General features: G+C 72.3%; 13 protein-coding genes. 5 read left to right on the plus strand and 8 right to left on the minus strand.

Features of this window, described 5'->3' with window-relative positions; all coding sequences use genetic code 11:
- Positions 1-36 precede the first annotated feature (36 nt).
- A complete protein-coding gene (locus tag ACFUN8_RS33410) occupies positions 37-2136 on the minus strand; it encodes a neutral/alkaline ceramidase (RefSeq protein WP_383646043.1) in 2100 nt (699 codons plus the stop codon).
- 273 nt (positions 2137-2409) lie between these two features.
- On the opposite strand from ACFUN8_RS33410, the gene ACFUN8_RS33415 reads away from it, so the two are divergent.
- Complete coding sequence (locus ACFUN8_RS33415) at positions 2410-2850, plus strand: glutaredoxin domain-containing protein (protein ID WP_383646046.1); 441 nt, start codon at positions 2410-2412, stop codon at positions 2848-2850.
- A gap of 9 nt (positions 2851-2859) precedes the next feature.
- On the opposite strand, the gene ACFUN8_RS33420 is transcribed toward ACFUN8_RS33415, so the two are convergent.
- Entirely contained in the window at positions 2860-3678 is an 819-nt protein-coding gene (locus ACFUN8_RS33420; RefSeq protein ID WP_383646049.1) for an SAM-dependent methyltransferase, read from the minus strand.
- Positions 3679-4056: 378 nt separating this feature from the next.
- Here ACFUN8_RS33420 and ACFUN8_RS33425 point away from each other — a divergent pair, with 378 nt between their 5' ends.
- Together ACFUN8_RS33425 and ACFUN8_RS33430 are read left to right on the plus strand one after the other, a co-directional pair.
- Positions 4057-4716, plus strand: a complete 660-nt coding sequence (locus tag ACFUN8_RS33425; protein ID WP_383646078.1) for a sigma factor-like helix-turn-helix DNA-binding protein — start codon at positions 4057-4059, stop codon at positions 4714-4716.
- A 2-nt stretch (positions 4717-4718) separates the two neighbouring features.
- Complete coding sequence (locus tag ACFUN8_RS33430; protein WP_383646052.1) at positions 4719-5531, plus strand: glycoprotein; 813 nt, start codon at positions 4719-4721, stop codon at positions 5529-5531.
- Positions 5532-5553: 22 nt separating this feature from the next.
- Here the strand turns inward: ACFUN8_RS33430 and ACFUN8_RS33435 are convergent, their stop codons facing one another.
- Positions 5554-6822 carry an erythromycin esterase family protein gene (locus tag ACFUN8_RS33435; RefSeq protein WP_383646055.1) on the minus strand — a complete coding sequence of 423 codons (1269 nt, stop codon included), beginning with the start codon at positions 6820-6822 and terminating at the stop codon, positions 5554-5556.
- An 88-nt stretch (positions 6823-6910) separates the two neighbouring features.
- On the opposite strand from ACFUN8_RS33435, the gene ACFUN8_RS33440 reads away from it, so the two are divergent.
- Positions 6911-7618, plus strand: coding sequence for a MerR family transcriptional regulator (locus tag ACFUN8_RS33440; protein WP_383646057.1), 708 nt, complete (start codon positions 6911-6913; stop codon positions 7616-7618).
- A 123-nt stretch (positions 7619-7741) separates the two neighbouring features.
- Positions 7742-8659, plus strand: coding sequence for a hypothetical protein (locus ACFUN8_RS33445; RefSeq protein ID WP_383646060.1), 918 nt, complete (start codon positions 7742-7744; stop codon positions 8657-8659).
- 46 nt (positions 8660-8705) lie between these two features.
- Here ACFUN8_RS33445 and ACFUN8_RS33450 read toward each other — a convergent pair whose 3' ends face one another.
- Genes ACFUN8_RS33450 through ACFUN8_RS33470 form a run of 5 tightly spaced genes read right to left on the minus strand, consistent with a single transcriptional unit; the run spans position 8706 to position 13915 of the window.
- Positions 8706-9707, minus strand: a complete 1002-nt coding sequence (locus ACFUN8_RS33450; RefSeq protein ID WP_383646063.1) for a proline racemase family protein — start codon at positions 9705-9707, stop codon at positions 8706-8708.
- Positions 9707-10702 (minus strand): dihydrodipicolinate synthase family protein, encoded by a 996-nt coding sequence (locus ACFUN8_RS33455; protein ID WP_383646066.1) that lies wholly within the window; start codon positions 10700-10702, stop codon positions 9707-9709. Before ACFUN8_RS33455 ends, ACFUN8_RS33450 begins: the two co-directional genes overlap by 1 nt.
- Positions 10699-12348: an FAD-dependent oxidoreductase gene (locus tag ACFUN8_RS33460; protein ID WP_383646069.1), complete on the minus strand. Its 1650-nt coding sequence runs from the start codon at positions 12346-12348 to the stop codon at positions 10699-10701. The genes ACFUN8_RS33455 and ACFUN8_RS33460 overlap by 4 nt, the downstream gene beginning before the upstream one ends.
- Positions 12345-12704: a (2Fe-2S)-binding protein gene (locus tag ACFUN8_RS33465; RefSeq protein ID WP_383646072.1), complete on the minus strand. Its 360-nt coding sequence runs from the start codon at positions 12702-12704 to the stop codon at positions 12345-12347. The genes ACFUN8_RS33460 and ACFUN8_RS33465 overlap by 4 nt, the downstream gene beginning before the upstream one ends.
- A complete protein-coding gene (locus ACFUN8_RS33470) occupies positions 12701-13915 on the minus strand; it encodes an NAD(P)/FAD-dependent oxidoreductase (RefSeq protein WP_383646075.1) in 1215 nt (404 codons plus the stop codon). Before ACFUN8_RS33470 ends, ACFUN8_RS33465 begins: the two co-directional genes overlap by 4 nt.
- Positions 13916-14236 lie beyond the last annotated feature (321 nt).

The raw sequence follows: 14236 nt of genomic DNA on the forward strand, positions 1-14236 counted from the left end.
CGGCGGAGGTACGCCGCCGGCCCGGCCGCCCGGTGCTCAGTTCACCGTGAACGTGGGGGACGTTCCCGTGAACGGGGTGATCTTTCCGAGGAGGTTCTTCGAGTCGCCGTGGTGCACGACCCGGTAGGTGCCCGGCACGGTGTCGGCGCCGATGTCCCAGGTGATGGTGGCCTTCGACGTGCCGGTGAGACCGTTGGTACGCGTCCACCGGTACTTGGTCCGCCAGTCACCGTCGTCCAGCACACGCACCCACTTCCCGTCGACCAGCCGCTGCACCTCCAAGAAGGTGCCACCCCGGCGGAGGTTGTTCTTGGGGTGCCCGGTGGCGAACTCGACCGTCGCGGTGCTGCCCCGGCCGTACGACGGGTCCGGCGGGGTCAGGACGGCACCGAACGAACTGCCGGGGGGCGGGTTGTCGTACACGACACCGGTCTGGAAGTTGAACTGCCGGCCCGACTCGTCCGGCGGCGCCGTACCCCGCTCGATCGTGGTGCCGTCGCGCAGGGACGCCGCGACCCGCGCGTACTCCTGCTGGTAGGCGGGCAGCGTGTAGCGGCCGTAGAGGGTGGAGCCGCCCTCGTACTGCTGGGAGTCGTACTCCTCCGGTGTCGTCACGTACTGGCTGTAGGAGTTCGCGTACCCCTGGAGCAGCACCCGGTCGAGCGGCACACCGAGCTGCTCCGCCACGGTGCGGCGGACCCGGAGTCCGGAGGTGATGGTGAACTCGCCCGGCCCCGCGACGAGATGGAGCTCGCCGATCTTCATGATCTGCAGGGGCAGGATCTTGGGAGTGACCGGATGAACGTTGCTCAGCAGGCCCGTGGGGACGAGGCTCGCCTTCGGGTACTGGCAGGTCGCGAGCCACGCCGGGGTGTCGATCTGCAGCGCCTCGATGATGGAGGCGACGGGGGTGCGCATGCCCTCCTCGAAGCCGGGGAGCGCCGGACCGTCCTCGACGCTGCCCGCGAGGGTGGACGCGCCCACGACGGCGGGGCAGGTGCGGTGCTCCTGCCCGTCCGGGGTGTACGCCCCGTCCACCGTCACGTTCTCCATGTCGACGTACGCGAGCCGGGAGTCGACACCGCCGGTGACGGGCTTCGCGTTCCGGTAGATCTCGCGCGCCTTTTCCAGCTGGCGTTCACCGAGGATGCGCGCGTTCTCGAACTCGTCCTCGGTCGGGCCCGATCCGGGCCTCAGATTGAGATTGGGGGACATGTCGCCGGCGTTGGTGTTGGGGAAGGCGGCGACGAACCCCGGGGTGTTGTCGAGATAGCGCACACCCTCCAGATCGTGTTCCCAGGCGTAGGAGGCGTAGCCCTTGTTGTCGGGGCTGATGAGCGTGTTCTTGTTGGTGATCGAGGTGTTGTGGGTGGCGAACCAGCTGATCGCGCCCGCGTCCTTGTCGCCCTGCCGGAAACGCAGCACGGTCATGGCCGGGTCGATGCCGCCCGGGAACGCCGCCCGGTCGGCCGCGGGATTGCGGTCGAAGGCGGTCCGGGAGCGGTTGACGCTGGCGTTGGTGAGCGTGCCGGTGCCCAGACTGATGCCGCCGGGCTTCAGATCCTCATGAGCCTTGACGACGGACTCGACGATGCCGTCGACGATGGCCTTGTAGGTGGCGCTCTGGAAGCCGAGCACGGAGAGGTTGTACGCGACGTCGTGCGAGTAGCCGCCCGGTCCCGAGTGGGTATGGGTGGCGGACAGCAGCACGTTCTCGTCGCCGTACAGGCTGCCGTACCGCTCCTTGAGGCGTGAGATGACGCCCTGCTGCACGGACTGGAAGACCATCGCCAGGTCGGCGTTGACGTACACCACGCGCTTGCCGCTCGACCGGTCGGCGACCACGAACGCCCTTGACCGCTGCCGCTGGTGGATGCCGGACGTCTTCTGGTCGAAGCTCGAATAGCCCATCATCCCGGTCTCGGCGGCCTCGCCCGTGACGTCGGCGATACCGCGCCCGACGAGATAGTCCGCGTCGCCGGCCGCGCTGCTCGCCGCGCTGTCGGCCGTACGGCCCGCCGTGCCGCCGGAGGCGAGGGCCGGGGGAGGGGCGGTGAACGAGGCGGCTCCCAGGGCCGCGACGATCGCCAGGATCGCGAGTCTGCTTCTGGAACGACGGGGAGTGGGGGGTGACATGGAACCTCCTGGGCGGGGAGCGGGACAAGGCGCCCGGTCCGGGGTGGGCGGGCTCGGAACGGTGCCCCGACGGTAGAGGTGGATGCCCCGCCGCGCATAGATCTCTACCGGCCAGTACGGAGTTGGTGCCGGCCGGGGAGACGAACGGCGCGGCGGGGGAGGCGAACGGCGTGGTCCGAGACGCGATCCGGGGCGTCGTTCGAGGCGCGGTCCGAGGCGCGGTCCCAGGAGTGGTTCGAGGCGCGGTCCGGCGCGTCGATAGCCTGGGTCGTCATGATGCGCGTGTGGATGTTGCCGATGTTGTTCGTGCTCTGCGGCTCAGCCGTCGCCGCCGGGCTGATCCTGAGGGGCGACCCCGGCGCGGCCGTGGCAACCCTGCTGGGGTTCGTGGTGCTCGCGGGCGTGCACTCGCCGCTGGTCTTCCCGAGGTCGATCGGTGCGCCGGAGGCCCAGCGCCGCAGCGCGGTCGACGGGCGGCCCGTCGTCTTCTGGCGGCCGGGCTGCACGTACTGTCTGCGCCTGCGCTTCCGACTGGGCCGCAGGGCCCGCCAGTTGCACTGGGTCAACATCTGGCGCGACCCGGCCGGAGCGGCGGCGGTGAGGGCGGCCAACGCGGGCGACGAGACCGTTCCGACGGTCTTCGTGGCGGGCCGGCCGCACGTCAACCCCGATCCCGCCTGGGTACGCGAACAGCTCCCCCAGGACAGGCCGTAGCGCTCCCGGTCAGGGCTTGCGGGCGATTCCCGCGTAGCAGGCCGCTTCCGCGTCGGTGACGTTCTCCGCCTGGTCTTCGAGGGCGGGGCGCCACCGCTGGGTGGGGACGACACCCGGATCGAGGAGCTCCCAGCCGTCGAAGAGACGGGTGATGTCCGCGTGGGGGCGAGCCTGGCCGGGGGTGCCGGCGGCCCGGTAGGCACCGGTGAGGCGGGCGATTCCGTCGGGGTCGAAGTCGGGGGTGACGTGGGTGATGGTGAGGGTGCTTCCCGAAGGAAGCGCCGCCTTGAGGTGTTCGACGATGCTGTGGGCGCCGCCGTCGACACGGTCGTCGGTGATGAAGTGGAGCAGGGCGTTGAGGCTCAGCGCGATGGGCCGGGTGAAGTCGAGCGTGCCCGATATCTCAGGTGTCGCCAGGAGTCCGGCGGGGTCGGTGACATCGGCGTGGGCGTACGCGGTACGGCCCTCGGCGTGGCTGTGGAGCAGTGCCCGCGCGTGGGCGAGGACGATCGGGTCGTTGTCGGTGTAGACGACGCGGGCCGAGGGGGTGACCTCCTGGGCGACCTCGTGCAGGTTGGGGGAGGTGGGGATGCCGGTGCCGATGTCGAAGAACTGCGTCATGCCCTGCTGCGCGAGGAACCGCGTGGAGCGGCGCAGGAAGCGCCTGTTGATACGGGCGGTGGCCAGGATGGAGGGGAAGGCGGCGAGGGCCTTGCCGGCGGCTTCCCGGTCGGCGGGGAAGTTCGTGGTGCCGCCGAGGTAGTAGTCGTACATACGGGCCGAATGCGCCTGATCCAGCTTCAGATCCACCGTGCCGCTGTCCGTCATGCCACGCCCCCAGGGGTTCGTCGGTATTCGATCGGGCCGGGTGCGCGCCGTACCGACGCCCGTCCTCGCCACCGCGGTTCACTTCCCACCGCCTGCGGGGGGCAACCGCCGGAACATGACGCCAAGGCGACGCGCGACCGCCTGAGTAGTCATACTATTGCTGCCAGTGAAGAAAGTTGGGGGATGGGCTGCGGAGAAAGGCCTTCCTCCGGTTGGCTGATGTTTGAGACGCCAAGTCTCCGCCGACGCCCTCCGCCGTGGAGCGGTGCGGTGATCAGTCACCCAAGGACATATGTGGAACTCGATCCGGAAGTCGTGGTGGTGGGGGGAACCGCCGTTCGGATCTTCGCGGGTCGACGTAAGGACCGGTACGACGTGATGGTTGCTCCTTCCTTCGAGGCGCGCGGTGTCGATGTGAACGCCGCCCGGGACGCCGAGGACGTACGGGACGCCGAGGACGTACGGCAGGAACGGCTGGGCCTGACCTTCGACGCCTTCCACGACCACCACCGCCGGCTGTGGATGCGCTACGCCCACACCCAGGTCGGTGGCCGGCCCGCTGCCGAGACCGTGGTGGACACCGCCTGCGCGCGCCTCAAGAGCGACTGGAAGTACGTACTGGCCCAGGAGTCGGTGTCCCGGTACGCGTGGTCGCTGCTGAAGGAAGAGGTCCACCGCCGGCTGGACGAACGCGGACTGCGACCGCTCCTGGTGGGCACGGCCGCCTTCCACGCCGCCATCGGGAAACTCCTCCTGCGCGGCACGCGTGACGGGACGCACGACGGGACGCACGACGGGACGCGTGACGAGTTCGCCGTCCTGGAGGGCGAACTGGGCCTGTACGCGGCCATCGCGGGTCTGCCCGAGCGCCAGTACGACGTCATCGTGCTCCGCTTCGTCCTGGGCGAGGACGAGGAACACGTCGCCGAGTATCTGGGCATCGAACTCGCCACCGTACGTTCCCACGTACGGCACGCACGCCGACGCCTGGCCCGCGAGCTGAACGTGGAGACCGACCCGACCGAGACGGAAGAGTAGACGTGCGCACCAACGACCCCGCCTCCATCACAGACCTGCTCGACCAGGCGGAGGTCCTCGCCGACACCTACGCCGACTACGACACCGAAGCCGCCAGGCGACGAGTCAACGCCCAGGCGGACGCGCCGAATCCAGGGTGCGGCCCCGCCTCCCGCCACGGCTCGGGCTCCGGCTCGGGCTCGGGACTGTGCGCAGCCCCCGGGACCCCGCGTCCTGCCGCCGCGCACGAGCAGGCCGCCCGTGATCTCGACCTCGCGGTCGCCCTCATCGTCGACACCCCCCAGGCCGCGACGGCCCTGGCACGGCTGGCCGATGACGACCGGCCGGACCCCGAGGGCGCTGTCGTCTTCGCCGCGCTGCTCCATCTGACCCGGGACCACGACGGGGCCCAGTTCTGGTGGCAGTTCGCCGCGGGCGGCGGCAACCGGACCGCCGCCTTCTGTCTCTCCCTCGCGCACGGGCGGCGTGCCGAGTTCAGTGACGCCAGGCACTGGCGCGCGCAGGCGCGACGGCTGGCCGCCCCGGACAGTGCCGCGCCCGCACCGCCCGCCCGTCCGCTGCTGCCGGAGAGCATCCGCCACCAACTGCTCACCCAGTGCCGCTCCGGCGACCGGCCCACCCTCCCGGCCCGGCTGGAAGCGGTCATCAACCGTCTCCCCGTCGACCCGGACCACGACTTCGGCACGATCCCCCGCCCGGTCCCCACCCTGACCCGCGACCTGCCCAACACCCGAGCGGGGGCGGCCTCGGCGTACGGTCGTGACGATCGCCGTGCGTGGGGTCACGACGGCGGGGGTCGGTACCGCGCCCCCTGACGAGCCGACGTACGGTGCGTGCCTACCCCGCTTCCGTCGCCGGGCCGGGCGGGGCGATGTGGGGCAGGAACAGGACCGCGTCGAAGTCGGTGAGCCTGGCCGGGTCGAGCGGGAAGTAGCCGCGGTTCTCCGTCGCGCGTGTGGTCAGGGCGGTGGACTCCGCCACCAGCTCGGTCAGTTCGGCGAGCGGCACCAGCCGTGGTGTCGAGGTGGTCGCCGCCAGCAGGCCCTCCACGGTGTCCGCCGGTGGTTCGCCGATGCCCCGGTGCGGCGCCGAACCGATCGCGGTGGCGATGGCGACGTAGTCCCGGCCGTACGTGCGCGCGAGATGGGCGCCGGCCGGGCTCCACCCCACGTTCCGGGCGGCGTTGCGCCGCAGGTGCTCGTTGTGGGTGAAGGCCAGGACGGGCCCGTGGCCGTGGTCGTGTTCCCGGGTGGCGAGAGCCCGCAGATTGGCCGCCATCATCGCGTCGCGAATCCCCATGCAACTCTCCATCCGCTCCCGCGGATCGGTCCGGGCCAGGACGGCGTGGTACGCGAGGAGCCCGGCGGCGGTGCGGGCGGCGAGTTCGGCGTCCCGCAGCGGGTCCGACGGCAGCGCGTCCGTCGGCACCGCGTCCGACGTGTTGTCCTCGGTGAACTGCGGTGCCTGGGACGTGAGCAGCCGGCCGAGGTCGTCGGTGATCAGCCGCAGCTCGCGGACCCCGGCCGAATCGCCGATGGACTGCGAGGGGTCCATCGTGGCGGCCGGGTTGGTCCACCGGGCCTCGTCGCCGAGCAGATCCTCGATCCGGCTCCAACTGTGCGGCACAGAGGGGCGGTTGGCCATGAGGAAGGTGTGCAGCATGTCGAGGGCGGCCCGGGGGCTGTGTGCCCCGCTCTCCGCGCTGTTCTCCATCGGCGCGTCGAATCCGGCGAAACGCACCTGGTCCCCCGGAGCGCGTCCCCGGTTGTGCTCGCCGAGCCATTCCACCAGCGCGCGGTTCGCCGGGAAGGCCCCGAACCCGTGGCTGATGCCGTCGGCCATCACCTGGTCGAGATGCCAGGTGCCGCCGAGTACGTAGTCGTCGACCAGCCGGCCCGCGAGGCAGTCCGACTCCAGCGCGACACATCGGCACCCCGTGTGGCCGACCAGCCCACGCAGCAGGTCGTTGCGCAGGAGCGGGAAGGTCTCCTCGCCGTGGAAGGGCTCGCCGAGGCCCAGGAGGCGGGGCCGCTGTCCCCGTGCGTTCAGAAACCGCTCGACGGCCGCGTGCGGTGATTCGTCAGTTGTCAGAGATTCGATTGCCATGCATTTGATGGTATATTTGATGTTTCGGTTTAAAGTTGGAGGCTGACATGCCGGTGATCAGCGGGCCAACCTTCAAACAGGGGGACATGTGAGGCCCGTAGATCTCGCACGGCCGCACGGGTTGTCCGGCCAGGCCGTCCGTAACTACGAAGCCGCCGGCATCCTGCCCGCCGCCGAGCGCACCGCCTCCGGCTATCGGCACTACACCAGCGTGCATGTCGCCGCCCTGCGGACCTTTCTCGCGCTGATCCCGGCCCACGGCCACGCCGCCGCCCGCTCGGTCATGACGCTGCTCAACACCGACCGGACCGAAGACGCGCTCACGGTCATCGACCGCGGCCATGCCGAACTGCTCTCCGACCGGCACACCCTCGACACGGTCGAGCGAGCGCTGACGGAGCTGACCCATGCCCCCGACGAGCGACCCTCGCAGCGCACCAACACCATCGGCGCCCTGGCCCACCGACTCGGCCTCCGCCCGGCCACGCTGCGACGGTGGGAACGGGCCGGTCTGCTCCACCCGCGACGGGATCCCGCCACCGGGTACCGGACGTACACGCCCGGCGACGTACGAGACGCCAACATCGTCCACCAACTGCGCCGCGGCGGGTACATGCTGGCCCAGATCGCGCCGCTCCTGGGGGAACTGCGCGACGTCACATCCCCCGCCTCCGCCGCCTCCGCGATCGCCGAGCGCCGCCACCGCCTCCACACCCGCGCCATCGCGATGCTCCACGCGTCCGCCGAGACCGGTGACTACCTCCACGAGCGCGACCGGCACACGGACCGCGGCTGACACCGACGCCCGAATGGCGTAAGGCCAGTTGGGACCCGCTCACCATGATCATTAGCCTGACGCCCGGCGCGTGACCACGCGCCGTTCGGCGAGAGAAGGCGAGCGACCCCAGTGAAACTCCCGATGTCGCGGCGCACGGCCCGGCTCACCGCGGCGACCGCGCTGCTGACGATGCTCGGCACCGCCCCGGCCGGCGCGGCCGGGGAATGGCGGAAGGTGGGCGGCGACTCCCGCAGCGGTGTCAGCGGGATCGCGTACGAAGGCCGTGCCGGGGACGGCGCCGAAGTGCGTGCCCTGGTCGTGCACGACAACAAGCGCGGCGGACAGCCGCGGCTGTCCCGCGTCACCCACCGGGAGGGCTCCGACAGCGTCTCCCTGATCACCTGGGACGGGCCGGAACCCGTCGACCTGGAAGCGATCGAGGCCGTCCCTGGGACACCGGGGGAGTATCTGGCGCTCGCCGCCCGCGGCATCGTCTACCGCCTGGAGGTCACCGACTCCACCGCGACCGTCGTCGACTACACGCCCCTGCCCGCGATCGGCGAGGGCGACGACTTCGAGAGCTTCGCGCTCGTGGCCCAGAACGGGAAGCTCGCCGCCCTGTGGGCGGACCGCGGAACGGGGGCGGACCGCCCGGCGACGCTGTACGCGGCGCCGCTCTCGTTCGCTCCGTGGGGGCAGACACAGTTCGGCACCGTGACACGCCGGGCCTACCGGGCGACGTACCCGACCGGTGACGCCGTGCGCCACATCTCCGACATCGCCGTGACCGACTCCGGCCGGATCATCGCGAGTTCGGCGGCGGACGCCGGTGACGACGGCCCGTTCGACTCCGGGCTGAGTGACGTGGGCCGGGTGACCGTGTCGGCGGCCGGGCGGGTGCGGGTCGCACTCGCGGCATCCCCGTCCGTGCTCGGGACGTTCCCGGGATACAAGATCGAGGGGCTGGAGTGTCTGCCCGGATCCGGCGAGGCCCTCGCCGGCACGGACGACGAGAACCTCGGAGGATTCATGCGGACCGTGCCGTTCTGCGGGGCCTGACAACCGGCCTGACGCCGCGCCCCGACTGTGCGGGGGCGCGGCAGTCTCAGAGGACGAAGCCGTTCGGGAACGGATCCGTCGGATCCAGCAGGTAGTTGGCCGTACCCGTGATCCACGCGCGGCCCGAGAACTCCGGCACCACGGCCGGGACGCCCGCGACCTCGCTGGTCCCCACCAGCCGCCCGGTGAACCGCGTCCCGATGAACGACTCGTTGATGAACTCCGTGTCCAACTCCAGCTCTCCCCGGGCGTGGAGCTGCGCCATACGGGCGCACGTACCGGTGCCGCAGGGGGACCGGTCGAACCAACCTGGCTGGATGGCCATGGCGTTACGTGAGTGGCGGGCGTCCGAACCGGGCGCGAGGAACTGCACGTGCTTGCAGCCGCGGATCATCGGGTCCGCGGGATGCACCGGCGGGTGGTACGTGTCGATCGCGGCCGAGATCGCGAGGCCCGCCGCGAGGATGTCGTCCTTGCGCGCCCGGTCGAAGGGCAGCCCGAGGGACGCCAGATCGACGACGGCGTAGAAGTTGCCCCCGTACGCCATGTCGTACCGGACCTCGCCCAGCCCCGGCACCGCCACCTTCGCGTCGAGTTCCAGCGCGAACGCGTCGACATTGCGCAACGTGACCTTCTCGGCCATCCCGTCGCGCACCCTCACACGGGCCTCCACCAGACCGGCCGGGGTGTCGAGGCGAACCACGGTCTCGGGCTCGGTGACCGTGACCATCCCCGTCTCCACCAGGACCGTCGCCACTCCGATCGTGCCGTGTCCGCACATCGGCAGGAAGCCGCTGACCTCGATGTACAGGACGCCCCAGTCCGCGTCGGGGCGGGTCGGCGGCTGCAGGATCGCGCCGCTCATCGCCGGATGCCCGCGAGGTTCGTCGACCAGGAACCGGCGCAGCGGGTCCAGGTGCTCCCTCGCGTAGTGGCGGCGCTCGGCCATGGTGGCGCCGGGGACGGGCGCCACGCCGCCGGTGACCACGCGCGTCGGCATGCCCTCCGTGTGGGAGTCGACCGCGCTGATCGTCCGCACGCTGCGCATCAGTCCCGCCCTCCTTCCGCGGCCTCCGGGGCTCCGGGAGCTTCCGGGGCTTCCGGAACTGCTGAGGCGGCGGCCACGGTTTCGGTGGCGAGGAAGTCGATCGCCCGCCGCATCTCGGCGGTGACCAGTTCCCGGTGCGCCGGGATCAGGGGCCCGCGCGGCGGGCGGCAGGGGCCGCCGTAACGGCCGACCATCTCCATACCCAGCTTGATCGCCTGGACGAACTCGGTGCGCGAGTCCCACCGGAACGCGGCGACCAGCGGCCGGTAGAGGGCGCGGGCCTCCTCCAGCCGCCCCGTCGTGGCGAGTCGGAACAGCCGGGCGGACTCGGCGGGGAAGACGTTGGGGAAGCCGGCGAACCATCCGGTGGCCCCCATCAGCAGACTCTCCAGCGCCACGTCGTCGGCGCCGCTGATCACGTCGAGGCCGGGAGCCCGCTCCTTGATCTCCAGCACCCGACGCACATCGCCGGAGAACTCCTTCACCGCGAGCACGTTGTCGATCTGGGCGATCTCCGCGAGCAGCGCGGGCGTCAGGTCGACCTTCGTGTCCACGGGGTTGTTGTAGACCATGACCGGCAGCCCGACGGCGGCGACGGCCTCGAAGTGCGCCACGACCTCCCCCGGGTTCGCCCGGTACATCGTCGGGGGCAGACAGAGCACCCCGTCGGCGCCGTCCTCCGCCGCGGCCTCCGCCCATCGCACGGCCTGGTGCGAACCCGGCCCGTGCACGCCGACGACGACCTTGCCCCGGCCGCGCACCGCCTCGATGGCCGTACGGGCGACGGTGCGGCGTTCCTCGTCCGTCAGCGACGAGTACTCACCGAGCGAACCGTTGGGGCCGACCCCGTCGCAGCCGTTGTCGACGAGCCAGCGGCAGTGGTCCGCGTACGTGTCGTAGTCGACGGCGAGGCCGGCCGGGGCGGCGGGGTCCTGCCGGTACGGCAGCGCGGTCGCGACGACGACCCCGGTCAGGGGGTTGGTGGTACGGCTCATGAAGTGCTCTCCTCCACAGGGGAGTTGGGGAACGTGGGAGGTGGCTCGGGCGGGCGGGCCAGCTCGCCGAGCCTGATCGGCTCGGCCACCGGCCGGTGATGGGGGCCGACGGGCCAGGGGCGGTCGGGCGACGAGTTGTCGCGCGACGGGTGGTCGGGCCAGGGGCGGCCGGGCGACGGGTGGCCGGTGCCCGTCGGCGCCGTACCCGCACCGTCGGGCTCCGACGTCCGGTTCGCGCCGTCCCGGTGGCGGTGGCGGTGGCGCAATTCGGCGACAGTCGGTCCGCAGATACGGGCCTGGCACGGCCCCAGGCCGGCCCGCGTCGCCAACTTCGCCACCTGCGGCTCCGTGCTGGTGGGATCGGCGGCCGAGCGGCACACCGCCGCGTACGTCGTCTCCTCGCAGCGGCAGACCACGGTGTCGGGACGCAGCCAGCCGGGCCAGGCCCGGCCGACGGGATGGGCGAGCGCCAGCCGGGCGGCGAACGCCCTGCCCTGGTCGCGGTTCCGGCGCAGAGCGGCCAGAGCCCGCGAGCCCGGGTCGCCGCCCGCCGCGATCCAGCCGGCCACGGCGCCCTCGGCACGAGCGGCGGGGGCACCGGCGACACCGGTGATCTCGCCCGCCGCGTACACGCCGGGCCGGCTCGTACGCTGGTCGTCGTCCACCGCCACGAACGCCTCGGCGGGCGATCCGGCCGCCCCGTCCGGCGTCGGTCGCAGCGCGCACCCGGCGGCGACCGGCAGCTCCAGCCGCGGGGTGAACCCGTGACCGACGCACACGGCGTCCACGGCGGTGACCCGTTCGCTGCCGGGCACCACCGACCAGTCCGCCCGGACCCGGGCACTGACGATCTCCTCCACCCGGCCGTCACCACGCGCCTCGACGACCGTTCTGCCCCACCGGTACGGGACCCGGTGGCGCGCCAACACCTTTGTGTACGAGAGGAGTTCGCCGGACTTGCCGGGCTGCGCCGCGAGTTCCCACGGGCGGCGCAGCCAGCCACGCGCCAGGGCCCCCGGCCGGCCCGCCTCCAGGACCGCGAGCACCCGTGATCCGGCCTCCAGCAGTGACGTCGCCACCGGCAGCAGGAACGGCCCCGTGCCGGCGACCACCACCCGGTCACCGACCACCACACGCTCTCCCTTGGCCAGCGCCTGGGCCGCGCCCGCCGTGTAGACGCCGGGCAGGTCCCAGCCGGGGAAGGGGAGCACCCGGTCGTGGGCGCCCGTGGCGAGCACCAGGGCGTCGGGTTCCAGCACATGGCGGCGCCGGGGCGTACCGCTCAGGACATGCACCAGCGGTGGCCCGTCGACGCCGGGGTCGCGGCGCTCCAGGGCCCATACGGAACTCTCCGCCCACCACGCGCAGCGCGGGTGTCCGAGCACCTGGCGGCGGCGCCGGTCGAAGGAGTCGTAGCCGTGCTGGAGGGCGCCGGGGTCGGTGGCCTCGTACGCCTCGGGCAGCATGCGGTGGTACTGGCCGCCGGGCTGCTCGGCCGTGTCGATCAGCGTCACTCGCGCGCCCGCCGCCAGGGCCGCGCCGGCGGCGGCGAGACCGGCGGGTCCGGCTCCCACGACCACGACTTGACGACCCGCCACCGATCCCGGCACTGATCCCGTCCCAGATCCCGACACCGATTCCGTCACCGCGACCGCCGCCCGTCGTCCCGCCCGCTGTCCCGTTCGCCGCTGTCCCGTTCGCCGGTGGCCCGTGACTGCGTGGTCACCGCGTCACCGTCCCGGGCGCGGCGGCGGCACGCCCGTACGTCACGCTCGTCGTTCACCGTCACCAGGCAGTCGAAGCAGACGCCGATGCCGCAGAACACGCCCCGAGGCGCCCCCGACGGTGCCCGGCGCCAGGACGGCCGGTCGGCGGCCAGCAGCACCCCGGCCAGGGTCTGGCCCGCGATGCCGGTGAGCGGTTCGCCGTCCACCGTGATGGTGAGCGGCCGGTCGCGGCGTCCGGCCGGGTCGGACCCGGCGGGTACGAGACGTGGGCTCATGCTTCCTCCTCGGTCGCGACGGGCGGTTCGGTGCCGAGCACCGCCGGCCGGTCCACGCGGAACGGGCCCGCGTCGATGGACGTCTGACGTTCCGTCAGCAGTTCGCGCACAAGCCGCGCGGTCCCGACCGACAGTCCGATCCCCGCACCCTCGTGACCGGTCGCGTGCCAGAGACCGGACAGCCGCGGGTCGGCGCCGATGACCGGCAGATGATCGGGGACGTACGGGCGGAAGCCCCCGTACGCCCGCATCACATGAACGCCCGCCAGCGACGGGAAGAGTCTGAGCGCCTTGGCCGCGATCGCCGAGAGCACCTCCGGACGCAGCCGGTCGTCGAAGCCGACGCGTCGCCGCGACGACCCGAGCAGCACGGTGCCCGCCCGGGTGGACTCGACCACGCCCGACGTCCGCAGATCGCCCGCGCCACTGCCCACCGCGCCCACGTAGTCGGCGTCGTACACCTTGTGGAAGACCGTCGGCGGCAGGGGAGCGGTGACCAGGACCTCACCGCGGCGCGGGCGGATGTCCAGCGGAACGCCGAGCCGCCGGGCGACCTCGCCGGACCACGGCCCGGCGGCGTTGACGAACACATCGGCCTCCACCGGCCCGTCCGTCGTGCGCACCGCCGTCAGCCGTCCGCCGCGTACGACGGCGCCGAGCACCTCGCGGCCGGTACGCAGACGGGCCCCGGCCCGGAGCGCGTCGGCGAGCAGGGCGGTGGCCGCGCCGGCCGGCTGCACCTGCGCGTCGTCGGGGTAGTACACGGCGGCGGCCCGCCGTTCGGTGAGGAAGGGCTCGGCCGCCGTCAGGGCGTCGGAGTCCAGGGCTTCGGCCCGTACCCCGGCCGCGCGCTGGGCCGCCGCGAACGGCAGCAGCGCCTCGGCGCCCTCGGCGGTGGTGGCCACCACGATGCCGCCCTTGGGCTCCCACTCGACCGCGTCCGCGCCGTCCACCGCGTCCGACGAGGGGGCTCGCCCGGCGAGGGCGGCCAGCACCTCGGGCCACAACCGCCGGGAGAGCTGGGCGAGTTCCAGCTCCGGACCGGGGCCCTTGTCGGAGACCAGGATGTTCCCCTCGCCGTGCGAGGTGGTCGCGGCGGCGGCCCCGGCACGGTCCAGTACGAGTACGTCGAAGCCGGCGACGGCGAGTTCACGGGCGCAGGCGGCGCCGATGATTCCGGCGCCGATGACGACGACTCGTGTTCGGTTCACCGCGCCTCCTCGTTCTGTATGACGAACGATATCGAGGCTATGGCGACACCCTGGAGGTGTCAACGGCGCTCGCGCGGGCCCTCCCGTGCGGACGCGGTCCGGTGCGGCGGGCGCCGCCTAGGGCCTGTCTTCAAAGTAGCGCCGTCCGCCCGTAGGGCGGGGCCTGCGGCGGCTGGTGCGGTGCATCGCAAGGCGGAGGATCGGCCTTGTACTGGGCGTACTTGGGCGATTCCGACAACGCGGCGAGGTGCCGTGCCAGGCGTCGCAGGCCAGGCGGGACTTTGAAGACAGGGCCTAAAGCGTGTTGCAGAAGGCTGTGTC

Origin of the sequence: Streptomyces sp. NPDC057307 (assembly GCF_042667665.1) — a bacterium.
Taxonomy (GTDB): domain Bacteria; phylum Actinomycetota; class Actinomycetes; order Streptomycetales; family Streptomycetaceae; genus Streptomyces.